The following is a 24,714-nucleotide window of genomic DNA, read 5'->3' on the forward strand; positions in this document are numbered from 1 at the left end:
GCGAACGTGCAACCAGTTCATCCCTGTGAACGTCGTATTGGGCATGAGATTTACTCCCCTGAATGTGGCAGCGATGCTATTGCTCGCTGCCGGCACCCTGCCAGCCCAGAGCGCCGACATCGTGCGCGGTCGCGTCCTCGACGACTCCAGCCGCGCCCTCGTGGGCGCCTCCGTCGTCATCACGCGTGGTCCCGACCGCCTGGTGCAGAGTACCGTCACCGACTCCGCGGGTCGCTACAGCAGCCGCTTCGAACAAGGAACCGGCGACTATCTCGTGAACGTGTCGTCGCTCGGCTTCCGGACCGCTCGTCGACGCATCCAGCGACTCGGCAGCGAACGCGAACTGGTAGCGGATTTCACCATGGGGCGCGATCTGGCCATGCTGGCCGCGGTGAAGGTGACTGCCGCCAAGCCGGTGCGTGCCAGCGCGACCATTGCATCGCCGTATCAGGCAGAAACGGGCGCCAGCGAGCAGTGGGCCAACGGGGTGGCCGGACGCGTCAGCATCAATGCCGCCGGCGATCTGGGGGCGATGGCCGGCACGATCCCCGGTGTCACCCTCACCGCCGGTGGACCAACGATGCTCGGCTCCGGCGTCGGGTCGAATCTGACCACGCTGAACGGCATGGCGATCCCCGGCGGCTCGCTGCCCCGGGCCGCACGCACCGAAATGCGCGTGACCGGCGCGACCTTCGACCCCACTCGCGGTGGATTCGCCGGCGCTAATATCGATGTACGACTCGGTGCGGGCTCGCGCGATTTCCAGAACCGCAACGCGTTTCTCACGCTCAACGCGCCGCAGCTGCAGCTCACCGACAATGTGGGTCGCTCACTCGGTCTCGTGAACGGCGGATTTCGCGGCAGTGTCGGCGCCGACGGCGAAGCGATCACCCGCGTGCTCACGTACAACATCGCGCTCGACGTGGGCCGCACGGTGAGCGATCCCTCCACGTTGCTGGGTGGGAATGCCGATGCCCTGAAACGCGCCGGTCTCTCGCCCGATTCGGCGCTGCGCGTACAACAGGTAGCCAACGCCGTTGGCCTGCCGTTGTCACGCGGCGGTATTCCCACCGCACGTCAGCAGGACAACATCACCTGGCTCGGTCGCATCGATGACATCCGCGATTCGCTCCGCACGCTCACGCTCACCACGTACGCCTCGACAGCCAAGGAAGGGGCGCTGGCCTTCGGTCCATTAGTGGCGCCGGCGGCCGGCGGCAAGCAGCAACAACGCACGATCGGCGCGCAGTTCCTGCACAGCCAGTTCATGGGCGCCGGCTATCGCACGCTGATGCAGAACCGCCTCGCCATCAGCTCTGTGCGCGAACAAACGTCGCCGTATGTGCGTCTTCCCGGTGCCACCGTACTCGCGCGCTCGAGTTCCGATGCGGCCACCAGCGACGTCGTGGCGCTCTCGCTGGGCGGCAATCCGTTCCTTGCCGTCGACGATCGCAAGTGGACGCTGGAAGGCTCCAACGAAATGGTGTGGAATGCGCAGGGCACGAGGCACCGTTTCAAGACACAGGCGTGGGGACGCGTGGACGGCCTGCAGCAGGACGGACTGCCCAATGCGCTCGGCCAGTACACGTTCAACTCGTTGGCGGATTTTGCCGGCAATCGACCGTCGTCCTACACGCGCACGCTGGCCCAGCCCACCCGCAGTGCGACAACGTACAACGGCGCGGTGGCCGTGGCGCACCAGTGGAACCCCACGCGCTACTTCAGCATGCTGTATGGCGCGCGCGTGGAGATGAATGCGTTCGGTGATGCGCCGCCTACGAACAGCGCGCTCGAGCAGGCCCTTGGCGTGACCACCGGCCTCGCACCGGCGCGCGTGCACCTCTCGCCGCGCGTGGGCTTCTCGTACACCTACTCGCGCGCCAAGGACAATGGCAACGGGACCAACATGAGCCCGATGGGTGTGTTCTACCGGCAGAGTCTCGGCTTCATTCGCGGCGGTATCGGCGAGTTCCGCGACCTGTACAAGCCGAGCATGTTGGCCGATGCCGTAGCCGGCGCCGGCATTGCCGGCAGTACGCTTTCGCTGTCGTGCGTGGGCGCGCCGATTCCCGTGCCCGATTGGGAGGCGCTGTCGAACGGCGCTGCCACACTGCCGAGCGCCTGTGCCGACGGCTCGGGTGCGCTTTCCGAGCGTGCGCCGAGCGTGACGTTGGTGGACCGCGGGTTCGATGTGCCGCGCAGCTGGCGCGCGTCGTTGAACTGGGCCACCAACATCCGGAAGGTCATGGTGAAAGTGGACGCGCTCGGCTCGTATGATCTGTCGCAGCCCAGCACCCTCGACGCCAACTTCGCCGGCGTGTCGCGTTTCACGCTGCCGGGCGAGAGCAATCGCCCGGTGTTCGTGAGCACCGGGGCGATCGACGCGAATACCGGCTCGGTGTCGGCGAGTGAGTCGCGCGTCAGCAACGCGTTCGGACGGGTGGCGCTGCGCACCAGCGATCTGCGCGGCTACGGCGGACAGATCACCGGCACGATCGCCCCCGACGTGTTCCGCTTCCGGCCGCGTGTGCAGTTCTACACGTCGGCGTCGTACACGCTGCAGCAGGTACGTCAGCAGTATCGCGGCTTTGACGGCGGTGGTTTCGGTGACCCTCGCACAACGGAATGGGGCACCGGCCCCAATGATGCACGGCATGCGGTCGTGGTGCAGGGCGGCATCGGACTCCCCAAGATCGGTACGATCACGCTTTTCGGTCGCGTGCAGTCGGGATTGCCATTCACCCCGATCGTGCGCGGCGACATCAACGGCGATGGACGCGCCAACGACCGCGCCTTCGTGCCCAATCCCGCCACCGAGAGTGATGCCACCACCGCCGCGCAGATGCGTGCGCTCCTGTCGGCCGCTCCCGCCAACGTGCGCGAATGTCTCGAAGCGCAGCAGGGCGCCGTGGCCGGCCGGATGAGCTGCCGCGGGTCGTGGACACAGCAGTTGAATATGCAGATTCAGCCGCGCATCAACTGGCGTCCGTCGGGCCGTCGTATCACCGCCAACATCGTGCTGGAGAATCCGCTGGCCGGACTCGATCAAGCGTTGCACGGCGAGAGCGGGCTGCGCGGCTGGGGCACGCGCGCCATGCCTGATCCGGTGCTGTTGCTGCCCAAGGGCTTCAACGCCGCCACGCAGCAGTTCCTCTATGACGTGAATCCGCGATTCGGTGACACCCGCGCCTTCCGCACGCTATCGCGGCAGCCGTTCCGCGTCACGCTCGACTTCTCGGTCGATCTGTCGGTGCCATACGACATGCAGCAACTGCGCCGGGCACTGGAGCCGGTGCGTGTGGCGAAGAACACGTGGCAGCGTCGCAGTACCGATTCGATCGCGGCGCTGTATCTGCGCAACACGTCGAACGTGCATCGCATGATCCTCGGCGAGAGCGACTCGCTGTTTCTCACCAAGCCGCAGATCAACGCGTTGCTGACGGCCGATTCGCTCTTCTCGGCCAAGGTGCGCACGATCTACAAGGCACTGGGCGACTTCCTGGCCGTGCAGCCCGAGGGCGCGGCAGGCAAAGCGGCCCTCGACAGCGTGCAGGCCACGACCAAGCTGTACTGGCCAATCTTCTGGGCGCAGGTCGACATCATGGACACGATCGTCACGCCGCAGCAGAAGGCGCTGCTGCCCTTCCTGCAGCGCATGAGTGAGGTATCCGCCGAAGATCGTAAGAACTCGCAGTGGCAGTTCGGCAACCCAGTGCCGCTGGTGCACAATCGCCCGCGCGTGGCGGGTGAGGCGAACGGACCGACGCAGATGCAGATCGACCGGGGTGGCCCTTAGCGACGCGCCCCCGTCCAGATGACAATGCTACCGCACGTGCTCGTACCGACCGAGAATTCAAATGGCCGCGTGACGGCACTGACGTACACCTCGATGGCGCGGATATCCATCGGCGACACGTAGTCGTTGACACTATCCTGACCATCTGGATTGGGAATGCGGACGCCGTCGATAAAGACCGTCGGCACACAGCGGCCGCGGAAGTCTCCGCGAAGGAGCACGCGATCGCCACCAGCTCCAGGGACCAGGTACACTCCGGGCATCATGGCGAATAGATCCGACGCCTGCGAGTCGAAGCGCTTGTTGAGCTCCTCTGGGCCCAGGAATTTGCCGAGGGTGCTTCGACGCCGCGCTTCGAATCCGGCCATAGCTGGACCAAGGAGGCGCAAACGTTGCGCACGAACTTGTACGGTGTCGAGCATAAGCAGCCGCTCGAGACGCGTATTCGCGGTCAACGTCGCATCAGTGCGAAGTTCAACAATCTCGCGTGACGGCTGGTATCCAATCGCGGTGGTTTCAAGCAGGTAGCTGCCCGTAGGCAAACCACTCAACGCGAATCGTCCGTCGCTCGCACTACGCGTCTCGAGTCCGGTGCCCCACATCACGCGGGCGTTGGCCAGTAGCTGATTGCCTGCACCGCCAGTAGTGGCAAGCGCGACCCCTTCGATGCGAGCCGTCCCTCGAACAACCTCAATGTTCATCGTGTCGAGGGTGTCGAGCGCTGCAGTGCCGGATATCGGGAACGCCGAGATGGTCATCGTGGTGCGGTGCGCTTGCCCGATCAATAAGTCGAGTTGCCCAATTCCGTGCGCTGGCAACGCAAAATCGAGGACGCCGGTGGAGTCCGCACCTACCCACGCCCGCACCCTCAACATTCCGCCCGAGGGAACACCACACGCCACAAAGCGACCGTTGGGCGCGGACTCCACGTGAACGGCGTCGAGCGACCGCTCGATTCGCGCGTTCCTCACGGTGAACTCGACCCATTGGATACGCACGGTTCCCGGCGTGTTGTCTTCGAAGCCAGGCGTGCGACGCAGTACTCCATGGACATAGCCGGACGAATCGGCCGCCACGGCTGGTCCACACACGCGTGAGACCAGCGCGTGTCCCGAGGGCACCGCTAACGAGGCGCGGCTTGTGCTGTTCGCCTTGACCTCCACCAACACCCCGAGCTGATCGACGGCGATCGAGTCAAGCCAAGGGTGTCGGGCGCCCACTATCCACACCCCCGGCTCGAGACTGTCAACGCTGAACCGCCCCAGACGATCGGTTGCCGCCGCGCGGGTCCTACCGCGATCGCGCTCATTGACGAGTTGAATCGTCGCCAGCGCCAGCGGCCGCGCCCGCACACTGTCGTAGACAACGCCGCGAAGGTTGCCCAGCGCCGGCGACTGCCCGCCAACACCGTGCATCGGCGACGCACACAGCATCGCCAGCCACACCCATCGCATCGCATTCACCCCACTACGATGCAGCGCATACGCAAACGGCGCCACCTCACCAGAGGTAACGCCGCTTCCGCCAGTCTCACCCACGTTCGCCACCCATAGCTTCCCGTGCCGTTCACACGGTTCCCACCGCGCTCCTAGTAGCGGTAGTGCTCCGACTTGAACGGGCCCATCGGACTCACGCCGAGGTAGTCGGCCTGCTCCGTGTTCAGCGTGGTCAGCTTCACGCCAAGCTTGGCGAGGTGCAGTCGCGCCACCTTCTCGTCGAGATGCTTCGGCAGCACGAACACCGTCTTGCCGTACTTCTCGGCGTTGGCGTGCAGTTCGAGCTGCGCCAGCACCTGGTTCGTGAAGCTCGCCGACATCACGAAGCTCGGGTGGCCCGTCGCGCAGCCAAGATTCATCAAACGGCCTTCGGCGAGGATCAGAATCGAACGGCCGTTCGGCAGCACGAACTCGTCATACTGCGGCTTGATATTGATGCGCTTCATGCCTTCGACCTTCTTGAGACCGGCCATGTCGATCTCGTTGTCGAAGTGGCCGATGTTCGCCACGATCGCCTTGTCCTTCATCCGGCCCATGTGCTCGACCGTGATCACGTTCTTGTTGCCCGTAGCCGAGATGAAGATGTCCGCTTCGTCCACGATGTCTTCGAGCGTCGTCACCTGATAGCCTTCGAGCGCCGCCTGCAACGCGCAGATGGGATCGATTTCGGTGAAGATGACGCGCGCGCCCTGTCCCTTGAGCGCCTGCGCGCAGCCCTTACCCACATCGCCGTACCCCATGACCACGGCGATCTTGCCGGCGAGCATAACGTCGGTCGCGCGGTTCAGACCATCGATGATCGAGTGGCGGCAGCCGTACAAGTTGTCGAACTTGGACTTCGTCACGGCGTCGTTCACGTTGATGGCCGGGAAGGCCAGCGTGCCGGCGCGCTCCATCTCGTACAGACGCATCACGCCCGTGGTGGTCTCCTCGCTCACACCACGAATGCCGGCCAATACCTTCGTCCAACGGCCCGGATTCTTCGCCTGCTCGGCGCGCAGCAGATCCAGAATCACTCCCCACTCTTCCGGCTCGTTGTCGCTGTCGAAGCCCGGGATCACGCCGCTCTTCTCGTACTCGGTGCCCTTGTGCACGAGCAGCGTGGCGTCGCCACCATCATCAAGCAACAGGTTCGGGCCCGTGCCGTCGCTCCACATCAGCGCCTGCTCGGTGCACCACCAGTATTCCTCGAGCGTCTCACCCTTCCACGCAAACACCGGCGTACCCTTGGGCTGCTCCACCGTGCCGTGCGGGCCGACGGCCACGGCGGCCGCCGCATGATCCTGCGTGCTGAAGATGTTGCACGACACCCAGCGCACGTCGGCGCCGAGTTCGACCAGCGTTTCGATGAGTACCGCCGTCTGCACGGTCATGTGCAGCGAACCCATGATCTTCGCACCCTTGAGCGGATGCTTACCGGCATACTCGGCGCGCAGCGCCATGAGGCCCGGCATTTCGAATTCTGCGAGACGGATTTCCTTGCGTCCCCACTCGGCGAGCGCGAGATCACGCACGGCGAAGGTGGGACGATCAAGCGACGCCAGTGGCGCAGCACCCTGTTCAGTGACGACGACGGTAGACATTTACGGATGAATCCTGAGGGAAGAGTCGGAACGGGAACCCACAGCGCAGCGCGCCGTGGCGGAGAACAACGCGGGGCCGGTGGCATCGGGATCCACCGGTAACGGGACATAACGAACATTCGCGAAGCCGGCGTCGTGCAGCCACGACGTCAGTTCGAGCTGGTCAAATCCAAGCCACACGTGACCCATCTGCTCGCGATAGCGCTCTTGCGCATGCGGGCGCATATCGGCGATGAGCAGGCGTCCGTTGGGGCGCAACACGCGTCGCACATCGCGCAGCGCACGCTGCGGATCGGCGACATGGTGCAGCACCAACATCAGCACGGCCGCATCGAGTGAGGCATTGCCCAGTGGTAGCGATTCGAGCGTGCCTTCGCTGAGCGTCACGTTGCTGTACGCGGCCAGGCGCGACGAGGCCGCCGACAACATGGCCGGTGAGGCATCGATGGCGTGCACGTGCGTCACGTGTGGGGCCAGCGCGGCGGCGAGCGCGCCGGTGCCGCAGCCCAGATCGCCGATGATCAGGGAGTCGTCGAGCAACGCGAGCGCGGCGCTCACGTCCGCGCGCGCCCCGAACATGTCGTTCCGCAGCGCATCCCATTCCGCGCTGGCGGTGGCGAAGAACGCCTGCGTGCCGGCCCGACGGGCCGAGATCACGGCGTCAATGCGCGCCGCGTCCTGCAGTGCCGCGGGCGTGCTGCCGAGCGCCGACCGCACGATGTCCCAGAGGGCCCGCATGTCGGCGTTGAGCTGCGGATTCCGCCGATACCAGCGGCTCGACCCTTCCGCCCGCGACGCGATCCAGTCTTCGTCGGCCAGAATCTTGAGGTGCCGACTCACAGTGCTCTGCGGCAGCTGCAGCGCGGTCGCCAAATCGCCGACGGTGAGCTCCTGTCGCTCCAACGCCGAAAGCAGCCGACACCGGGTGGCGTCGGCGAGCTCGACCATACGGTCGTGGATGGCAAGGCGTGGCGAGGTCATGTATTTATATATATCCGGGTATCCGGATGAAAGGATAGCACCGAAGGCGTGCTGCGTCAATCGGGATGTCGGCAGGTCAGGGATTTGCCCCTCCCGTGGGCCGGGATCGGTGCTACCATTGCCTCAAATGCTTGATCTTCCTCTCGCTCTGGACCTGTTGGTTTCGGCTCTGGTCGGACTGGCGGTGGGCGTCGAGCGGGAATGGTCGGGACACACGACCGGCCCCGACGGCCGCTTTGCCGGCATCCGCACGTTCACGTTGCTCGGGGTGATCGGCGGCTTTGGTGGCTGGTTTTTCCGGGACAGCCATCCGGCGCTGGGCGCCGTCATTATCGGTGGCGGCGTGCTCTTTCCGGTCGCGGCATACGCCGCGACCCTCCGCCGCCCGGGGACCACCACCGACGGGACCACCGAAGTCGCGGCCATCCTGGTCGTCGCGATGGGAGCCGCGTCCGCCCTTGGGCATCGCACACTCGCCAGCGCCGCCGCCGTGATCTGCGTGCTGCTCTTGGCCGAAAAGTCGACGTTCCAGAACGCCCTGCAGAAGGTGGCGGCGCATGAGCTGCGGGCGGCGCTGCAGTTCGCCGTGTTGGCGCTGGTCATTCTGCCCTTGCTGCCGTCGGGCGCCTACGGACCGTTCGCGGCGTTCCAGCCACGACAGCTCTGGATCGTCGTCCTGCTCTTCTCGGGGCTGAATTTCGCCGGCTACATCGCGCGGAGGGTGATCGGCGAAACGCGTGGACTCGGCGTGACCGGCTTGCTGGGCGGGCTCGTCTCGTCCACCGCCGTGTCACTCACCTTCAGTCGCCGCAGCCGAACCGATCCGGACCTGGCGCTTCCACTGGCGCTTGGGGTGGTCGCGGCGTGTACAGTGCTGATACCGCGATTGCTCGTGATTTCGTCGATGCTGCGACCTGCCGTGGCGGTGGCGGCGATACCCGTGCTGGTGCTCCCGTTTCTGGTCGGCGTCTCGCTGATCCTCTTCGTGATGTGGCAGGCGCGCGAAACACGCGTACCGCCCACGTCCGCCCCAGCTCTCGCTCCGCATGCTCCGAACTCCGGACAGAATCCGCTCGCGCTCGCGTCGTCGCTCCAGATGGCCGTCGCCTTCCAGGTCGTACTCTTCGCGATCGCGTGGGTGCAGCAGGCCGTCGGCACGACTGGTGTCCTCCTCTCGGCCACGCTGCTCGGACTCACCGACGTCGATGCGCTCACCGTGTCGATGACGCGCTTCGGCGCCGATCCGGCCAACGTGCGGGTGGCGGCCGCTGCGATTGGCATCGGTGTGTTGTCGAATACGCTGCTCAAGCTGGCGCTCGTCGTCACCATCGGTGCGCCGCGGTTCCGTGCTCGCGCGGCGACCGGCCTGCTGGCGCTGGCGGCAGCGGTCGGCGGCGGCCTCTGGATCGGGTGGCCGTGAGGTCGGCCCATCGGCGCATCAGCGCCGTCGGCCGAGCGACGCGTTCGTTCTTCGATCAGATCGGCGCCGGCACGCGATTCGTGGTGGCGACCATGCGCGCCGTGCGCGACACGGAGGATTGGATCCCCGAGTTCAGCACGCACGCGCGGGTGCTCGGTGTCGAGTCCTTGCCGATCGGCATCTTCATTGCGCTCTTCACCGGCATCGTACTGGCATTGCTGGCGAGCTACTCCGTGGGCGATCTCGTACCGCCGTATTTTGTGGGTACGCTGGTGCAGAAAACCATCACCCTCGAACTCGCACCAGTGCTCACCGGTCTCGCGCTGGCCGGACGCGTTGGCGCGAATATCGCGGCCGAGCTGGGCACGATGCGCGTGACCGAACAGATCGACGCGCTCGAAACGCTCACGTTCGATCCAATGAGTCATCTCGTTGTGCCGCGCGTGCTCGCATCGACACTCATGTTTCCCGTAGTCGTAGCGGTAGCGATGATCGTGGGATTGCTGTCGGGATGGGTCGCGTCGCTGGTGTTGCTCGATATCACCACACCGCAGTTCCTGAAGGGTGCGCGCATTTTCTTCACCGACTTCGATGTGCGCTACGGCCTGGTGAAATCGGCGAGCTTCGGCGCAGCCGTGGCGCTGATCGGCTGCCGCGCCGGCTTGAACACGGAGGGCGGTGCGCAGGGTGTTGGACGCGGCGCCACGCGTGCGGTCGTGATTTCGGCTGTCATGATTCTCGTGCTCGATGCTTTCTGGGCGCTGGTCTGGCTCTCTGGCCGTACCCTTCGGTAACCCATGATCGCGCATCTCCTCCCATCCTCCTTATGACCACTTCCCGACGGGCCAGCGACTTCGTGGTCGGCGCTACCGTGCTGGTGGTGACGATCGTGGTCATCGGCGCGGTCCTCTGGCTCAAGCAGGCCGATCTCAGGGGCAAGACCCGACATCTCGTCGTGCGCACGCGCGACGTGGGTGGCGTGGCGCTCGGCAACCCGGTGGTGATCCGCGGTGTGCGTTCCGGCCAGATCGAATCAATCGCCCTCGGCGAGCGCGGGTGGGTGGTGCTCAGGCTTGGCATCGATCGCGGCGTCACGCTGCCATCCGATCCAGTCGTGCTGCTCGCGGCCTCCAGTCTGTTCGGCGAATGGCAGGCCACGATCACCGATGCCACCGGTCTGCCGGCCGACCGCGAGCTGCGTGCCGCCATTAGTGCGTCACGCACCACCGGAGACACGCTGGCCGGTGCCGTGTTGCCCGACATCGCGCAACTCACCACCGTGGCCGGTCGTATCGCCGGCGATGTAGCGAAGGTCGCCGACCGGGTGCAGGTAGCGTTCGACGATCAGGCCGCGCGCGAACTGCGCGAATCGATCCGCAATTTCTCGCGACTCTCGGCGCAGTTGGCCTCTACGGTGGAGCTGCAGTCGAAGAACCTCGATCACATCAGCACCGACGTGCAGATCGGGCTCAAGAGCATCAACGCGGCGGCCGCGAACCTGAATGCGTTTTCGTCACGCGTCGACTCGGCGACAAGCCGTGGCGAACTACAGGTCATCGTCAACAACTCGCAGACCGCGGCCAGGGAGCTGCTCGCGGCAACCACGCGCCTGCGTGAAGTGGCCGAAGGGCTCGACCGTACAGAGGGTCGTCTGGCCAGTGCAGTGGCCAAGGCCGACTCGGTGCTCAACAAGGTGAACTCGGGCCGCGGCACGCTTGGTCTGATGGTGAACGACCCCGCGTTGTACCAGCAGAGCGATTCGCTCGTGCGTGAATTGCGCGCGCTCGTGGCCGACGTGAAGAAGAACCCGAAGCGCTACATCAACGTGCGGGTGTTCTAGCACCGAGCTGCACTCGCGGCACTCAGGCTGATGGCACGGCAAGCACACCGCAGCGTGCGGTCCGCAACACGCGCGTGGCGACCGAGCCCACGACTAGCCGCTCGAGGAAGCTGTGACGCTGCGTGCCGACGGCGATCAGATCGCACTGCGCCTGCTGCGCGAACGACAGCAGTGACGACGCGGGATCGCCACGCACGGTGACCGTTTCCACGATCACTCCGTCGGGCGGATCGAGCTGCGCACGGACCTGATCGAACAGGGGCGGCAGTGTGCGACCGTAGTCGGCGTCCCATGCCTGCCAATCCGCCGACGGATGCTCGAAGCGCGGGCGCACATGCACCAGCGTGAGTCGGCCGTTGGGGGCTACCAGGCGGGCGGCGAGACGGGCCGACTGCACGCTGGCCACACTGAAATCGAGGCCGACCACGGCATGCATCGGGTTGGTCGGGAAGCTGGGGCCCACGGCGAGCACCGGCACCCGGGATTCCCGGAGCGTGGCGAGGGTCGTCTCCGTGCCGAACAGCCGGTCGAGCGGATTGTGGCGCCCGATACCCATCACGAGCACCGTTGCATGGCGACGCCGTGCCTCCGTCGCCAACAGTCGGGAGGGAGAGCCGAGCTGCACGTCCACCGTCCACGTCGGATCACCGGCGGCCGAGATCGAGATCGCACGACGGACATCTTCGACCATCGACAAGCGGCGGGCCTCGTCCAGTTCAGCCGGCACCGGCAGCACATCCATCCCGGCAGCGACGCCGGGCGTCGGCTTGCAGACGCCAAGCACTTGAAGCGGGCCACCGAACGCGCGCGTCGCCAACCGGCCCGCGTTGAACAGCGCCTCGCTCGATACCGGCGCCCCATCGCATGCGACGAGCACGGGTCCATCGACGTCGGGCGGCAGATGCTCCGAAAGCATGACGGGATCGCGTGCGAGAACGGACATGGGCGGGACCCTGATGAAGCAGCGGGCGGCGGGCTGCGTAGCGCTAACGAAGAGGGTCGCACTTTCCACACTCGCGCTCTATCGGGGAGTCCTGTGGTCCTCGTCAGGGAATCCCGTACAACTCACTCGACTCTGTCGTTAAAGGGCCCAACGCAGCGCGCGGGCGAGGCGATCGAACACACGGTGAGACCACGTGCGCTGTCGCCATTCATCTAAGGTGACTTCGTGGCTGTCGTTCAGATCGGTCTCAAAGCTCGCCTCCATCCCGGCGCCGCACTGGTCGTCGAACACCAGCACGTTGCACTCGGCGTTCAGCCAGAACGAACGGAAGTCGAGGTTCGACGAGCCAATCAGGCTGGCGTACCCGTCGATCACGACCGTCTTGGCATGTAGCGTCGCGCGCTGATACTCGAACACGCGTACACCGCCCTTCAACAGCTTCTGATACACGCCGTGCGCGGCGTGTCGGATCAGTGGCACGTCGGCGTGCTCTCCTGGTAGCAACAGTCGCACATCGACACCCTGTTGTGCGGCCGCAAGCAACAGCGTGAGCGCGCGCGTGGGCGGCGCGAAATACGGTGTGGTGATCCAGAGTCGCTGGCGTGCACCGCCGATCATCGCGGCCAGTACGCCGAGCATCTCACGCTGTCCGCGCCCTGGTCGCGGCGCGAGTACCAGCACCGCGCGATCGTCCGGCGCCGCGAGATCGGCGACACTGCGCACACGCCGTCCCCGACGCTTATCTCGCTGCGCACCGAGCCGTTGGTGCAGCTTCTGCTGAAGGGCGCGCTGCAACTTGCGCGGCCCCACTCCGTGAGTGAAAGCGCGTGTGGACGTCTCGTCGATCACGCTCCAACTCACATATTCGAGTCCCGGTAAATCAGGACCGTTCGCGCGATCCCACCCTTCGGCGAACACCGCCGCCAACTCGCGCGCCACCGAGCCTTCCACCTGCGCGAACGTATCACGCCATGCGTTGCCCTTCGAGCGGATAGACGATCCGTACTCTTCGGCGATGTTCATACCCCCCGTGAACGCGATCCGGCGATCGCAGACGAGGATCTTGCGATGATCCCGTCGTAGCGCTTCGAGGGGATGGTGCCACACGCGATGAAAGTGTCGCACGACCACCCCGTGCTCGGTCAGCGTTTCCCAGAATCGATCGCCGGTGTTCATCGAGCCGACGGCATCGGCGAGCACGTACGTGCGTACACCGCGTGCCACCGCGCGAATCAACGCCTGCTGCACCGACTCGCCGAGCTTGTCGTCGCGCATGATGTACGTCTCGAGCAGGATCTCCTCCTGCGCGCTGTCCATGGTCGCGATCATGCGCTGGAACGCTTGCGCGCCGTCGGGAAGCAGCACGAGGGGAGGACAGCCATGCAGTGGTCCCCCGTCGATCAGCTGCAGGAGGTCGCGAAATGCCGGATCGCGCACGCCCTCGGTGAAGCGCCGGGCGGCACCCCACGCGCGATACGTGCGCACCTCCCGAGGCGACTGTACGTCAGCCATGTTTCAGCATGACCTTCATTCTACGACTCCTGATCAACGCGGTCGCGCTGTGGTGCGCCGCGCGCTTCATCGATGGCATCAGTTATACCGGCAGCTGGCAGGGGCTCGTCGGACTCGCACTCGTGTTCGGGGTCGTGAACACGCTCGTGCGACCGGTCCTGTCGTTCTTCTCCTTCCCGATCCAGATCATCACGCTGGGACTGTTCACCCTCGTGTTGAACGCCGCCATGCTGCTGCTCACGAGCGCACTCGCCACGCGACTAGGCGTTTCGTTCCACATCAGTGGATTCTTGGCCGCGTTCATCGGGGCATTGCTGGTGAGCATCCTCAGTACCATCCTCAGTTGGGTCGTGATCCCGAGCGACGCCGACGCCGACTGAGCGCGGAACTCAGGCGGGAAGCTCGTCGAGCGCGCGCTGGAGCACCAGCTCCATCGCCTGTTGCACCCGCTCCGGCGCGAGGATCACCGCGTCGGGGCCGTACTGCAACACGTGGCGGATCGCCCAGGATTCGTCCGCCAGCGGATAGTGCACCAGCAGTGACCCGTCGGGGTGCAGCTCGCCCCGCTCACGCTCGGCGATCCAGCGCGCCACGGTCGGACTGTACCGAACCACCAGCGACTCGGCGGCCGGCGCCTCCTGCACGAACACATGACCCTGCTGCAAGACCGATTCCACCGTGAAATCGGGGGGGAGCTCGAAGGGATCGCTGGTTTCAACCGCCCCGCGCACGCGATCGAGCCGGAACACGCGGAGCGTGTCGTTGCGCTCGCAGAACGCCACGAGGTAAATGTTCGCGTCGGCACGAACCATGGCATACGGGCGCACGCGACGGACGGTCGATTCGGTCTCGTTCGACCGTTGGTAGGTGAGCTGCACGACGTGATGATGCTCGATGGCACGCTGCAGCACCACCACGGCTTCCCATTCGTCGTTGCGCGCGGGTTCAACGGCGAGGGTGCTGGCCGCATCGGCGGGCGCGCCCGCCTTCCATTTCTCGACCACCGTATCGACCGACCGCACGGCGAGTTCACGCAGTCGCGCCCGCACATTCGTGACGTGATGACGCTCGTCGACCGGAAGCTCCTGCTCCAGGATACCCAGCCCCAGTTCGAGCGACGCCACCTCCGGCCGCGTGAGCCGCATGGGACGCTTGAAGTGCGACGATCGCATCGACACGCTGTTGGATCCGACGAACAGCTGGACGCCTTCCACGAAGCCAGCCGGCGTATCGTCGCGGTCGAGGGCGTGAAAATCGGCGCGCAGCGTCTTGGCGTCGGTGCCGACGAGTGCCGCGAGTTCTTCGAACGTGAGCTTGTGTTCATCGGCCATCGTCGGAAAAGCGATCAACAGGCGTTGCAGCTGTTCATCGGCGCGCGTCATGCGACCTCCGCGGTGCTGGCCAGTGACTGGGCCGCACGATGTGCCGCCAACGTGTCCTGCAGCAGTGCACGCCAGTCGCCGTGCCATTCGGCCGGCGACACGATCGACGCATCACCACCGAACGTGAGCAGCCATCGCAGGAACGGATCGCGCCGACGCACGCGAAAGCATCGCTGCGACGCAATGTCCGTCTCCTCACCGAGATGCATGCCTTGCAGGACCTGCCCCGATTCGCCGCGAAAGCCGACCACCACCGACACCGCCTCTTCGTCGCCGAGCTCCCAAGCCTGACGTGAGGCCGCGTGCGTTTCAAGATCGAAGGAGGCCGGGATCACGTAGTCCGGCTGCTTCTTCTGGGCGTTGTACTTCGGCTTGGAAATGCGGCTCACCCGGAACTGTCGCAACGCCTGCTGAGCCGGATCATGCGCCACGAGATACCAGTGCCCCGTGAGGAACACGAGACCATACGGCTCCACCGTACGCATGCGCTGCCGATTGCGACCCATGCTGGCGTAGCTGAAGGTCACCCGCTGCCGCGCCGAGAGGGCACCACCGAGCACCTCGAACGTGCTGGCCTGCACCTTGACGGCGGCGACGAGCGGCTCACCGATGGGCAGCAATCCGACATCCTGTTCGAGCTTGCGGATCGCGCCCGCGGCATCGGCGTCGAGCGTCGGATTGCCGAGCGCGCGCACGCGCGCGGCCGCACGGCGCAACGTGAGACATTCATCCGGCGTGATCGCGAGCACTGGCAGTGATTGGAAGCCGATCCCTTTCGGCCGCGCGATGGTGCGCACTTCCAGCGCCTGTACGATGCGCGATTCACACAGGGCCAGAAACGGCAGATAGAACGCGTCGGGCCGGAGCCGGTAGCGCGACTCGCCGCCGTCGCTGTCCGGCAGCGTCTCGATCGCGACGCCGAAGGCGCGCAGCTCGTCCTTGTCTCGCTCGAAGGTGCGCATGATGCTCGACTCGTTCACCGCGGCGGTTGTGTAGGCCGGCACATCGTGACGAAGCTCGTCGAATGTTCCGCCGTTGTGGCGTCGCAACAGCGCCGCAATCAGATCGAACCAGCGGGTCAGCTTGTCGGCAGCAGCCATGCAATGAATACCGTGTGATCAGTCGAACAGCAGGAAATCGTCAACGAATGAATATTGGCACCACGAACTGACAGAAGAGCGCGCCCACGATCGTCATCGCAAAGCCCCACAACAGGAGCTGGCGGAACAGTTGCTTCGTGTCGTGACCGGCGGGAACGGCCGCGATGCACAGGGCACCGATCGTCGAGAGCGGTGAGACGTCGACTAACGCGGCGCCCACGTTGATACTGATCGCAATCTGCAGCGGGTGGCCGCCACCGAGCTTGGCGACGAGCCCCGGGACGGCCGGGAGAAACGCTGGATACACGACGCCCGACGTCGAGCTATAGGTCGAGATCAATCCCGTCACACCAGCGATGACCCCATTCACCGAGCCCGGCGTGGCCAACTTCGACAACAGCGTCGTGAAGAGGTCCATGCCACCGGTCTTCTCCAGCACGCCGATCAGCACGCTCACGCCGCACACCATCACGAGCACCGGCCAGGGCACTTGCTTCAGCATTGCGCTGTCGTTGCCGATACCAATCAATACCAGTACTGCCGCCGCGGCGAACGCGGCGAGTCCGGGATTGACCTTGAGCACGAGCACGCTGCTCACCCACAGCACCCCGACCGCGAGTGTCGTCCAGTGCGCGCCGGTGAACGCGGTACGCTCGTCGTCGATCACGACCCGACCGGAGCGCAGCATGGCCGGTCCGCCAAACATCGCCCACGCCGCGCTCGCGACGAGGGCGTGTGCCACGAAGTTCATGATCAGGACTTCGGTCGCGTGACCGCCCAGCCCGGCCTTCTCCATCAGTGTCTGCACCAGCGCACCAATCGCGCTGATCGGCGAGAGGTTACCGGCGTTCGCCCCGTTCCCTACCATCAACGCCATCAGAAGCATCGGCGCCTTCGCCCGATGCGCGATGCCCATGGCCAGAGGGGCCAGGAGTGCCGTGGTCGCGATGGCACCGGGTCCGCTGGTGGAGATCAGGCAGGCCAGCACGAAGAAGAACGGTGGCAACAGCGCGGAGCGCCCGCCGAGCAGCCGCACGCCATGCTGTGACACCGCCTGCATGGTACCATTGGCCTGTGCGATGCCGAACAGCAGGGTCACGCCCAACAGCGTGAGGAACAGCGACGACGGAAATACCGCCATCACCTGTTCGACTTTCCAGTCGGCCGAGAAAGTGGCGATGCCCCAGGCCAGCGCCACCGCGAGCACCCCGACATTTACCCGCGACGTGAGACTCGCGGCCACGACCAGCAAGAGTGCCAGCAACGACCACACGGCGGGACTCATACCGTCCGGCTCATGTGATCGTCCACGGCGGCAACAGATGCCGCTGCACTTTGCCGAGCGCGGTGCGCGGTAGTGCCTCCACGCGCACAAAACCGCGCGGTACCTTAAACGAGGCCAGCTGGGTGCGGACCTGCTGCGCGAGCGCCTCCAGATTCACCGACGCGTCGCACACCAGATAAGCGACCGGCACTTCCCCGCGTACCGCGTCCTTCACGCCCACCACAGCCGCTTCGCGCACGCCATCCTGCTCGGCCAGCAGCTCCTCGATCTCGCGCGGGTAGATGTTGAAGCCACCCGAGATGATCAGATCACTGCGCCGACCTTCCAGCGTGATGTAGCCATCGGTGGCGCGCACACCGACGTCCCCGGTGCGAAACCAACCGTCCGTGAAGGCAGCGGCCGTGGCATCCGGACGACGCCAGTAGCCGTCGCATACATTCGGGCCACGCACCCACAACTCACCACTCGTGCCGTCGGGCACGTCAAGGCCGGTTTCATCGACGATACGCACCGCCGTGAGCGGCATCGGAAAGCCCACGGTGCCAGCGCGCCGCTCACCGTAGTACGGATTGCTGACGTTCATGAGCGTCTCGGTCATGCCATAGCGCTCGAGAATCACGTGGCCGAACCGCTCACGAAAAGCGTCCATCACCGGGGCCGGCAATGGCGCCGAGCCCGACACGAACAACCGCGTGCGCGCGCCGATCGCGGCCGCGCGCTCGGGCGCCACGTCGAGCAACCGCACGAACATGGTTGGCACCCCGAAGAACACCGTGGGCTGATATGCCTCGAACCAGTCGGCCGCGCGCTCATGTTCAAACCGTTCGGCGAGCCGCATGTGGCACCCGCTGAGCAGCCACACATGCAGGCCGTTGCCCAAGCCATGCACGTGAAAGAGCGGCAGCACCGCGAGGTAGCGATCGTCGCTGGTGAACTCCCAGCCACTCGTGAGCGCCAACGCGTTCGCCGCGAAGTTGCCATGCGTGAGCACGGCCCCTTTCGACGCGCCGGTGGTTCCCGAGGTGTACACGAGCGCAGCCGCCGTATTGGCCGCACACCGCACCGTGAGGCGCGCGGCGGGCTGGTGCATGGTCTCGGCCACTAACGCCTCGAGGCTCCACGAGATGACACCCCGCGGCAGGTCGCCCTGTTGCGCCGACGTGGTGATCACCGCGACCGGTGCAGCATCGCTCACAATGTGCGTGATCTCGCGTTCACGATACAGGACGTTCACTGGCACCACGATGATGCCGGTCTTGATGCACGCCAGCCAGAGATCGATGACCTCAATCCGGTTGGTGAGATAGAACGCCAACCGATCGCCGGCCTGTACACCGCGCGCCCGGAGCGCGTGCGCCATTCGGTTGCTCCGCTCCTCGAGCGCGCCGAAGGTCAGTCCGAGGGCCTCCCCGGACGAGTCGAGGTAGTCGAGCGCCGGCGTTGCCGCACGGCCGAGCAGCGAGCGATCGTACAATTCGAGGAGCGACATTACGACAGGCCGAACTCGCGCACGATCGCACGCACACCGGCCAGTTGCAGTCCGTCTTCCTCAAACACGATAACCCCCAGCAAGGCCCGCCCGACGTCGTCGGGGAGACGATCCGTCCGGAACACCTGAATGACCGGCCCCATCACCATCGCATCGCTCAACCGCGGGTGCGACCAGCCGCTGGCGAGCGTCGGCTCGCTGTCGAAGCCCTTGGCGAGCACGGTCGTCAGCGCCGACGCCGGGGCACCGCGGTAACTCACGGCAGGCAGCACGCCGCCAAAGCTCCGCTCGAACAGCGCCTGCCAGGCCATCGGACGAGCACCCTGAGCACGGGTGCCAGAGGCCAGCACGATCCGCGGCGAACGCGCAAGCACGTGCATGCGTTGGACAGCATCCTGCAGATCATCGAGAATGCGCGCCTCACGATCGGGCGCCATTTCGGCGGGAGAATTGCCAGAATCATCGGCCATCCCCCAATCTTCTCTCCCGCCCGCGGCGCAGCCACCCCAATTCACCCAGTGTTCACACTTTTTCTCGTTGTCTTTCTCGACCTGATCGGATTCGGGATGATCATCCCGGTCTTTCCGTTCTACGCCGAGCATGTCGGTGTCGCACCAGCATCGGTCATTTTCTTCCTGGGGCTGTACTCCCTCGGGCAGCTGGTGGGCGCGCCGATCTGGGGGAGTCTCTCGGATCGTATCGGCCGACGGCCCGTGCTGCTGATCACGTTGCTCGCCAATGCCGGTGCCTCGGCAATGCTGGCCTTCAGCACGACCGGCACGATGCTGGCCATCTCACGCATCGTGGCCGGACTCGCCGCCGGTAACATCTCGGCCGCGTACGCCTACACGACGGACATCACCACCGATGCCACGCGCCCCAAGGCGCTCGGGCTCCTCGGTTCCGCCTTCGGCATGGGCTTCATTCTCGGGCCCGCGCTTGGTGGCATGCTGGCCGGCGCCAACCCCGACGACGGCTCCGCGTTTGCCCGCGTCGCCTACGGCGCCGCCGTGTTGTCGCTCGTCGCGTTTGTGCTCACCCTGTTCCGACTTCCCGAGTCACTGCCGCCGGAGAAGCGCCGATCCGCGACGACGAAGCGCGCTGGTATGCGCACCTATTTCGCGCGCCCGGTCCTGCGCGACCTGCTGCTCTCCACGGTCATCGTGGTGGCCGCCGTCGCCCTTTTTCAAAGCACGTTGGCGCTGTTCACCGCCGATCGACTCGGTGTCGGTCCGCGGACGCTCGGCTGGATTTACGGCTTCGTCGGCGTCGTGTCCGTCGTCGTACAGGCCGGCGTGATCGGTCCGCTCACGAAGCGTTTCGGTGCCCAGTCACTCACGCGCATCGGTGCCATTCTTGTCGGTGTCGGCATGGGCTGCATTCCGTTCTCGCACTCCATCGGCTGGCTGCTCTTCGCGCTCGGCATTTTCGGCGTGGGCTCGGCGCTCTTCAATCCGAGCATGAGCGGCCTCGTCGCGACCGCCGCCGAACCTCACGAACGCGGCAGCGTACTCGGTGCATATCAGGGCGCCGCGTCGATGGGCCGCGTGATCGGGCCGTTCGCCGCCAGCGGTGTGGCGAGCGCGAGTTCGCTGTCGATCCCCTTCCTCGTCGGCGCCGTAGTTTCACTCGGGGGCGCGCTGTTGATCCACACGCGCCCCAAAGCCAAGCCGCCGACCGACGCCTGAGCACACGCGTTACCGCGGAGTGATTCGCGCACATCGGTGTCAATTCGCGGTAAAGCAGTTCGCCGGAAACTCCACAACAGACTGCCTAACCACGAATCGGCACGAATCACCGCGGATAAAATCAAAAAAACAATAGCCTAATTCGCAGCCCAGGACTGACGCTCCGTCACGCGTGCTTATCCGCGCACATCGGCGTCAATTCGCGGTAGAGCAGTTCCGTGGCGACTCCACACCAAACTGCCTGACCACGAATCGGCACGAATCACCGCGGATAGCGCCACAAATAACAAAAGCACAATTCGCGGTAGAGCAGTTCGGTGGCTCACGCCGAACCAGCGGCCTTACGACCCCATCCCACCCACGACACGCTTCATGAGCGCACCACGCGGCAGCGTCGACGCCGCCTGAATACCATTGATGATCAGCACCTGCGCTTCCGGAATCGTGCTCGGATAGCGCTGCAGGAACTGCGTAGCGTTCATCGCTGACGGCAACGTCACGATCTCCACGCGGCCCGGTTGCACGTTGATCAGCGCCGGATCATTCAGCGGCTTGAACGAGCGGATCGACGCTTCCACTTCCGCGCCACGCTGCGACGCGACCTGCTGCGCCATGATACCGTAAATCACGTACGTCGTGTTCTGATGCGACACGGACATCGCGAGGCCCGCGAGGCCACCTTGCTCCGTCTGCGCCGTGAACGACGCGATCACCGCCGGAAGACCATTGATCGTCGTTTGACCGCTCTGACCAACCACGATGCCCTGCTGACCCAGAAAGCCCTGCAGCGCCTGCGTCGGCGTGCCCTGGCCCGGCACCAGCTGAATCTGCGCACCGTTGTCGGGGCTGCCCGCGACCACGGCGTCAGGCATGTTCGCCGTCTTCCATCCCGTTGGGAACGTGATCTCGAAGCGGAGATCCGGATGGAGGAAGCGCGTGCCGCGGAAATACCCCTGGCGCGGATTCTCGCCGAACACCATGCCGTTCAGCAGTCGCAGATACGTGTCGCGATTCACCTTCGTATTCGAGAGTGCGCCAGCGGGCAGTTCCGCCACGCGCTGCTCGGCGCGTTGCACACGATTGCCCGGATCCGGGTGCGTGCTCTGCCACTCGGGCACGCGTCCACCTCCGCCGCCCAGTCGGCCAAGCGTGGTGAACACATTCGCCGCCTCACGCACATCGAAACCCTGCGCGAGCGAATACTGGAAGCCAAGCGCGTCGGCCTGCAGCTCGTCATCACGGCCGAACTTGAGAAACAACAAGCCGGCGCCGGACCCCAGCACATCGCCGTATTTGGCGACGGTTGGCGAGAGAATGCTCGCGCCCACCAGACCGATCTGTGCCACTTGCTGCTTGCTCATCGCCGCGACCGTGTGCTTCGCCGTGACGTGACCGATCTCGTGGCCGATGACCTCGGCCAGCTCCGCTTCGCTGTTCAAATGCGACATCAGTCCGCGCGTCACGAAGATGAAGCCGCCGGGATAGGCGAACGCATTCACCGCCGCGTCATCGAGCAGGTGGAATTCCCAGGGCAGATTCGGGCGCTCCGACTTGGCGGCGATCTGCGTACCGATGCGCTTTACGAGCGCCTGCGCTTCGGAGTTCGGATACTCGCCGACGCGCTGCAGATCACCGGCCGATGCCTGTTTCCCCATCTGGATTTCCTGCGATTCCGAGATGAGCGACAGCTCGCGCCGTCCCGTCACGGGATTCGTCGCGCAGGCGCCTGTCGTGAGCAGCAGCCCCAGCGCTGCAGCCCGGCGCAGTTCTGTCCCCATGGTAATCCTCCGTATGCGTTTGGTCACACGTACATCGTCACACATCACATACACACAGGGCAAGCTGCGTGCCTCATCCGGCAATTCGCTTGACCCTCACCAATGCCGACGGCACATTCGCACGCTGAGTATTCCGCGATTCGAGCGTTGTGTTTCTTCTGCCCCCCGTCATGCTCTCCACGCGTCTGCGTCCGTTGCCGCCGTTACATCCTTCCGCGGGCCGGCGCCCGTGGCTGTCGATCGTGAGGCCGGCGCTGTCTCTGCTGCTCGCCGCCGGCTGTGCCGGTTCGCGCCCCGCGCCGGCCCCTGCGGCGCGCCCCGTGACTGCCGCCGACAGCGCCCGCGTGCGCGCGCTCGCCACCGAGCAGGCGCGCGCAGGCGGCACGCGACGAGGCGTCATCGGGGTGCCGCCGTTCGCGTCTCTCGGGCGCGACACCACGCTGGTGCCGCTGGCCTTCGCGTTGGCGGACCTCGTCTCCACCGATCTGTCACTGAGCAAAGGCCTGACCGTCGTCGAGCGAGCCCGGCTGGGCGAAGTGCTGCGTGAACTTGATCTCGCGGCTTCAGGGCGCGTGGACTCCGCCACGGCCCCGCGCGTCGGTCGCCTGGTGAGCGCGGAACGGCTCATCTTCGGCTCTGTCGAGCCGCTGCCGGACGGTCGCACCATTCGACTCGGCGCCCGGATCGGCGATGTCGAGAAGTCCACCGTGACGACCGCCGTCGACGCCCGCGCGCCGCTTGCCGAGATCTTCGCGGCCGAAAAGGAACTCGTATTTCGGCTGTTCCAGTCGCTTGGCATCGTGCTGTCGCCGGCCGAACGCGCGGAGATCGAGCAACAGCCCACCAAGAGCGTGGCCGCGCTCCTGGCCTACGGACGCGGTGTCCAGCGCACGTATGAAGGGGATTCGAAAGGCGCCGCCGAAGCGTTCCGCCAGGCGCACCGCATCGACAAGAATTTTCAGGGCGCCCGCAATCGTGAAATCGAAGCACGCGTGATCGGCGCCATTGGCACCAGCAACCCCGTCGTCATCCCGGGCGTGCGGCCGCTCGATCGCGCCATCTCCACCGCGGTCGATCGCCTCAATCGGCCGCTCGATCTCGTGACCAACGTGTCGCGTGCCGTGTCCACCGCGACCGACCCCTCCTTTCCGAACGCCAAGGGGATCATTGTGATCACGGTGGTGCGTCCATGAGCGCCGCCTTCTCGAGAGCCCCCCAGCGGATCGCGCTGGCCGCCGCGGCCGCCCTGATGCCAACCGTGGCGCAGGCGCAGGATCGCCTGATCGGGACCAGTGCCCTCGGCGCCGGCATCACCGCCGATGCGATCCAGTTCGGCGGCAACGGCTACACGCAGCCCGGCGGAGCGGGTCGCGATTCGATCCGCCTCCGCAGCATCTCGCAGTTCTCCGTCCCGATCTCACTGGCCGTGCCGCTCGGCAGCCAGTGGACCGTCGACCTGCAGTCGGTCTACTCGACGGTGCGTCTGGGCTTCGACCCGCGCACGGGCGCTCGCCAGAACCTCACGCTGTCCGGCATCAGCGACGTGCGCCTCCGCGCCACCGGACGCCTGTTCAATGACGGCCTGGTGTTCACCGCCGGCGTCAACGCGCCAACCGGACAGACGGAACTCAGCGTCGACAATCTCACCGTGCTCCGGGCCAGCGCCGCGCCAGCGCTCGGGCTCAGTGCGCCCCCCGTGGGCGGCGGACCCGCCGGCACCGTCGGCCTCGTGGTCGCTCGGAAGGTCGGTGCCTGGGCCGTGGCCGTCGGCAGCTCGTACGAAATGCGCGGCACCTATCAGCCGGTGGCGGCTCTCACCGCCGGCGCGCCGTCGGGCGACTATCAGCCCGGCAACGTGATTCGCGGCTCCATCGGACTCGACCGCCTGGTTGGCAAGCATCGCCTCAGCATCAGCAGCGCCGCCGACCTCTACGATACCGACGAGCTGCGCGATCCCTCGTCGAGCAGTGCCCGACCGCTCGCCACCGTCCGACTCGGCCCGATCGTGACGACTGATATCCAGCTGCAGCTCGCCGCCCCACGCGTGAACGAACTGGTGCTCTGGGCCGCGCACCGCTTCCGCTCGCAGTTCGAACGCGACGGCATCCAAGTGAATGGTTCGTCGGCGAACTACGTTGACGGCGGTCTGCGCACCAGTGTGCCGCTGCGTCGGTCACTCGATCTGTTGGTCACCGCTGATGGTCGGTATCACAGTGGCCTGGCGATCAATCAGGGGCTCGCCACGTCCGGCGTCATGAGTGGCGGCGGCACCATCGGCCTGATCGCCCGCACCGGCAACCTCTCGCTGCAGCCGTACGTGCGAGCCCAGGCCGGCAGCCTGTCCGTGCGCGACTCCGCCGCCCCCTCCACATCGTTCGTTGGTGGTTCGGTGGGTTTCCTCGTTGTGACCCGCTTCTGAGC

The 24,714-nt window shown here is 65.7% G+C and carries 19 protein-coding genes; 8 read left to right on the forward strand and 11 right to left on the reverse strand.

What is annotated here, in order from left to right:
• The first annotated feature begins 43 nt into the window (after positions 1-43).
• Complete coding sequence (locus tag RMP10_RS01155; RefSeq protein ID WP_310568684.1) at positions 44-3,796, forward strand: carboxypeptidase-like regulatory domain-containing protein; 3,753 nt, start codon at positions 44-46, stop codon at positions 3,794-3,796.
• Here RMP10_RS01155 and RMP10_RS01160 read toward each other — a convergent pair.
• The 3 genes from RMP10_RS01160 to RMP10_RS01170 are packed head-to-tail and all read right to left on the reverse strand — an operon-like array spanning position 3,793 to position 7,856.
• Complete coding sequence (locus RMP10_RS01160; RefSeq protein WP_310568685.1) at positions 3,793-5,334, reverse strand: carboxypeptidase regulatory-like domain-containing protein; 1,542 nt, start codon at positions 5,332-5,334, stop codon at positions 3,793-3,795. The genes RMP10_RS01155 and RMP10_RS01160 overlap by 4 nt on opposite strands.
• Positions 5,335-5,384: 50 nt before the next feature.
• Positions 5,385-6,875, reverse strand: a complete 1,491-nt coding sequence (gene ahcY, locus RMP10_RS01165; protein WP_310568686.1) for an adenosylhomocysteinase — start codon at positions 6,873-6,875, stop codon at positions 5,385-5,387.
• Positions 6,876-7,856: a metalloregulator ArsR/SmtB family transcription factor gene (locus tag RMP10_RS01170; RefSeq protein WP_310568687.1), complete on the reverse strand. Its 981-nt coding sequence runs from the start codon at positions 7,854-7,856 to the stop codon at positions 6,876-6,878.
• A 127-nt stretch (positions 7,857-7,983) separates the two neighbouring features.
• Here RMP10_RS01170 and RMP10_RS01175 point away from each other — a divergent pair, with 127 nt between their 5' ends.
• Genes RMP10_RS01175 through RMP10_RS01185 form a run of 3 tightly spaced genes read left to right on the forward strand, consistent with a single transcriptional unit; the run spans position 7,984 to position 11,116 of the window.
• Positions 7,984-9,276: an MgtC/SapB family protein gene (locus RMP10_RS01175; protein ID WP_310568688.1), complete on the forward strand. Its 1,293-nt coding sequence runs from the start codon at positions 7,984-7,986 to the stop codon at positions 9,274-9,276.
• On the forward strand, positions 9,273-10,070 hold the full coding sequence (locus RMP10_RS01180) for an ABC transporter permease (RefSeq protein ID WP_310568689.1): 798 nt from the start codon (positions 9,273-9,275) through the stop codon (positions 10,068-10,070). Before RMP10_RS01175 ends, RMP10_RS01180 begins: the two co-directional genes overlap by 4 nt.
• Positions 10,071-10,102: 32 nt before the next feature.
• On the forward strand, positions 10,103-11,116 hold the full coding sequence (locus tag RMP10_RS01185) for an MlaD family protein (protein ID WP_310568690.1): 1,014 nt from the start codon (positions 10,103-10,105) through the stop codon (positions 11,114-11,116).
• A gap of 22 nt (positions 11,117-11,138) precedes the next feature.
• On the opposite strand, the gene RMP10_RS01190 is transcribed toward RMP10_RS01185, so the two are convergent.
• Together RMP10_RS01190 and RMP10_RS01195 are read right to left on the reverse strand one after the other, a co-directional pair.
• Positions 11,139-12,059 (reverse strand): universal stress protein, encoded by a 921-nt coding sequence (locus RMP10_RS01190; RefSeq protein ID WP_310568691.1) that lies wholly within the window; start codon positions 12,057-12,059, stop codon positions 11,139-11,141.
• Positions 12,060-12,197: 138 nt separating this feature from the next.
• Positions 12,198-13,571, reverse strand: a complete 1,374-nt coding sequence (locus tag RMP10_RS01195) for a phospholipase D-like domain-containing protein (protein ID WP_310568692.1) — start codon at positions 13,569-13,571, stop codon at positions 12,198-12,200.
• Positions 13,572-13,579: 8 nt separating this feature from the next.
• Between RMP10_RS01195 and RMP10_RS01200 the strand changes: the two genes are divergently transcribed.
• Positions 13,580-13,951, forward strand: a complete 372-nt coding sequence (locus tag RMP10_RS01200; RefSeq protein ID WP_309669643.1) for a phage holin family protein — start codon at positions 13,580-13,582, stop codon at positions 13,949-13,951.
• Positions 13,952-13,960: 9 nt separating this feature from the next.
• Here the strand turns inward: RMP10_RS01200 and RMP10_RS01205 are convergent, their stop codons facing one another.
• From RMP10_RS01205 to RMP10_RS01225, 5 genes are read right to left on the reverse strand one after another with little or no spacing between them, the layout of a single operon-like run.
• Positions 13,961-14,953, reverse strand: coding sequence for a WYL domain-containing protein (locus tag RMP10_RS01205; protein ID WP_310568693.1), 993 nt, complete (start codon positions 14,951-14,953; stop codon positions 13,961-13,963).
• Positions 14,950-16,053: a WYL domain-containing protein gene (locus RMP10_RS01210; protein ID WP_310568694.1), complete on the reverse strand. Its 1,104-nt coding sequence runs from the start codon at positions 16,051-16,053 to the stop codon at positions 14,950-14,952. The genes RMP10_RS01205 and RMP10_RS01210 overlap by 4 nt, the downstream gene beginning before the upstream one ends.
• Positions 16,054-16,093: 40 nt before the next feature.
• A complete protein-coding gene (locus RMP10_RS01215) occupies positions 16,094-17,338 on the reverse strand; it encodes an SLC13 family permease (protein ID WP_310568695.1) in 1,245 nt (414 codons plus the stop codon).
• Positions 17,339-17,348: 10 nt separating this feature from the next.
• Complete coding sequence (locus RMP10_RS01220; protein WP_310568696.1) at positions 17,349-18,827, reverse strand: AMP-binding protein; 1,479 nt, start codon at positions 18,825-18,827, stop codon at positions 17,349-17,351.
• On the reverse strand, positions 18,827-19,297 hold the full coding sequence (locus RMP10_RS01225; protein WP_310568697.1) for a hypothetical protein: 471 nt from the start codon (positions 19,295-19,297) through the stop codon (positions 18,827-18,829). Before RMP10_RS01225 ends, RMP10_RS01220 begins: the two co-directional genes overlap by 1 nt.
• Positions 19,298-19,345: 48 nt before the next feature.
• Between RMP10_RS01225 and RMP10_RS01230 the strand changes: the two genes are divergently transcribed.
• Positions 19,346-20,515, forward strand: a complete 1,170-nt coding sequence (locus RMP10_RS01230) for an MFS transporter (protein WP_309669649.1) — start codon at positions 19,346-19,348, stop codon at positions 20,513-20,515.
• A gap of 341 nt (positions 20,516-20,856) precedes the next feature.
• Here the strand turns inward: RMP10_RS01230 and RMP10_RS01235 are convergent, their stop codons facing one another.
• Entirely contained in the window at positions 20,857-22,293 is a 1,437-nt protein-coding gene (locus tag RMP10_RS01235) for a M48 family metalloprotease (RefSeq protein ID WP_309669650.1), read from the reverse strand.
• A gap of 170 nt (positions 22,294-22,463) precedes the next feature.
• On the opposite strand from RMP10_RS01235, the gene RMP10_RS01240 reads away from it, so the two are divergent.
• Both RMP10_RS01240 and RMP10_RS01245 read left to right on the forward strand, forming a co-directional pair.
• Entirely contained in the window at positions 22,464-23,486 is a 1,023-nt protein-coding gene (locus RMP10_RS01240) for a CsgG/HfaB family protein (RefSeq protein ID WP_310568698.1), read from the forward strand.
• Entirely contained in the window at positions 23,483-24,712 is a 1,230-nt protein-coding gene (locus RMP10_RS01245) for a hypothetical protein (protein ID WP_310568699.1), read from the forward strand. The genes RMP10_RS01240 and RMP10_RS01245 overlap by 4 nt, the downstream gene beginning before the upstream one ends.
• Positions 24,713-24,714 lie beyond the last annotated feature (2 nt).

Origin of the sequence: Gemmatimonas sp. (assembly GCF_031426495.1) — a bacterium.
Lineage (GTDB): Bacteria > Gemmatimonadota > Gemmatimonadetes > Gemmatimonadales > Gemmatimonadaceae > Gemmatimonas.

What these genes read in the sequence shown, in the direction of transcription:
- RMP10_RS01155 (WP_310568684.1), top strand. Translation starts at nt 44, where the DNA reads ATGAGATTTACTCCCCTGAATGTGGCAGCGATGCTATTGCTCGCTGCC.
- ahcY (WP_310568686.1), bottom strand. Translation starts at nt 6,875, where the DNA reads ATGTCTACCGTCGTCGTCACTGAACAGGGTGCTGCGCCACTGGCGTCG.
- RMP10_RS01170 (WP_310568687.1), bottom strand. Translation starts at nt 7,856, where the DNA reads ATGACCTCGCCACGCCTTGCCATCCACGACCGTATGGTCGAGCTCGCC.
- RMP10_RS01175 (WP_310568688.1), top strand. Translation starts at nt 7,984, where the DNA reads ATGCTTGATCTTCCTCTCGCTCTGGACCTGTTGGTTTCGGCTCTGGTC.
- RMP10_RS01185 (WP_310568690.1), top strand. Translation starts at nt 10,103, where the DNA reads ATGACCACTTCCCGACGGGCCAGCGACTTCGTGGTCGGCGCTACCGTG.
- RMP10_RS01190 (WP_310568691.1), bottom strand. Translation starts at nt 12,059, where the DNA reads ATGTCCGTTCTCGCACGCGATCCCGTCATGCTTTCGGAGCATCTGCCG.
- RMP10_RS01195 (WP_310568692.1), bottom strand. Translation starts at nt 13,571, where the DNA reads ATGGCTGACGTACAGTCGCCTCGGGAGGTGCGCACGTATCGCGCGTGG.
- RMP10_RS01200 (WP_309669643.1), top strand. Translation starts at nt 13,580, where the DNA reads ATGACCTTCATTCTACGACTCCTGATCAACGCGGTCGCGCTGTGGTGC.
- RMP10_RS01205 (WP_310568693.1), bottom strand. Translation starts at nt 14,953, where the DNA reads ATGACGCGCGCCGATGAACAGCTGCAACGCCTGTTGATCGCTTTTCCG.
- RMP10_RS01210 (WP_310568694.1), bottom strand. Translation starts at nt 16,053, where the DNA reads ATGGCTGCTGCCGACAAGCTGACCCGCTGGTTCGATCTGATTGCGGCG.
- RMP10_RS01215 (WP_310568695.1), bottom strand. Translation starts at nt 17,338, where the DNA reads ATGAGTCCCGCCGTGTGGTCGTTGCTGGCACTCTTGCTGGTCGTGGCC.
- RMP10_RS01220 (WP_310568696.1), bottom strand. Translation starts at nt 18,827, where the DNA reads ATGTCGCTCCTCGAATTGTACGATCGCTCGCTGCTCGGCCGTGCGGCA.
- RMP10_RS01225 (WP_310568697.1), bottom strand. Translation starts at nt 19,297, where the DNA reads ATGGCCGATGATTCTGGCAATTCTCCCGCCGAAATGGCGCCCGATCGT.
- RMP10_RS01235 (WP_309669650.1), bottom strand. Translation starts at nt 22,293, where the DNA reads ATGGGGACAGAACTGCGCCGGGCTGCAGCGCTGGGGCTGCTGCTCACG.
- RMP10_RS01240 (WP_310568698.1), top strand. Translation starts at nt 22,464, where the DNA reads ATGCTCTCCACGCGTCTGCGTCCGTTGCCGCCGTTACATCCTTCCGCG.
- RMP10_RS01245 (WP_310568699.1), top strand. Translation starts at nt 23,483, where the DNA reads ATGAGCGCCGCCTTCTCGAGAGCCCCCCAGCGGATCGCGCTGGCCGCC.